Raw genomic sequence first — 540 nt, 5'->3', positions numbered from 1 at the left:
CACGCCCACAGGTGCGGACCACTGCCCGCACGAGCCAGCAGCCGACTCGTCGGCCTGCCGATCCTCTGTCCCGGACCACACCACCCCGAACGGCGGCGTCGAGCCCGTGCCGTCACCGATCAGCACCGGCACCGACAGCACCGACTCGAGGCGGGCTTTCATCGCGTCCAGAGCGTCGACGACGGTGCTCACGAGAACACCGACTCGACCGCGGCGTCCGCGAGTTGGCGCATGAACTCGGCTGTCTCGGCCTCCAGCGCCACACGCGGGTCAGGCAGCGTCCCACCGCCACCCCGCGAGCCCCCGAAGTAGGCGATGTTCGCAAGGTTGCCCGCACCCACCTTCACCGGCCCGATCTGCGAGCCGTACTCGTCAGAGTCAAGCTCGTAGTTGATGTGGGTGGACAGCTTGAAGTGCCGCGACTTCTCAGCCTCGGCACGCAGTTTATTCTTGATGTTCAGGGAGCCTTTGGCGACGATCAGCCTGACCTTCGCGAGCACTCGGACAGGCACCTGCGACATGTCAGCGACCGCTTCGCGG

Annotated in this window: 2 protein-coding genes; both read right to left on the bottom strand. The window is 66.7% G+C overall.

Going from position 1 to position 540, the window contains the following annotated elements; all coding sequences use genetic code 11:
• The coding region (locus tag RMT89_RS40855) for a hypothetical protein (RefSeq protein WP_315888817.1) at window positions 1–192 on the bottom strand (192 nt) is incomplete at its 3' end.
• On the bottom strand, window positions 189–540 hold a 352-nt coding region (locus tag RMT89_RS40850; protein WP_315888816.1), incomplete at its 5' end, for a hypothetical protein. The genes RMT89_RS40850 and RMT89_RS40855, both read right to left, overlap by 4 nt.

The organism is Streptomyces sp. P17, assembly GCF_032436805.1.
Taxonomy (GTDB): Bacteria; Actinomycetota; Actinomycetes; order Streptomycetales; family Streptomycetaceae; genus Streptomyces.
The sequence above is the reverse complement of the archived record's forward strand: the minus strand, read 5'-3'. Positions and strand labels throughout refer to the sequence as shown.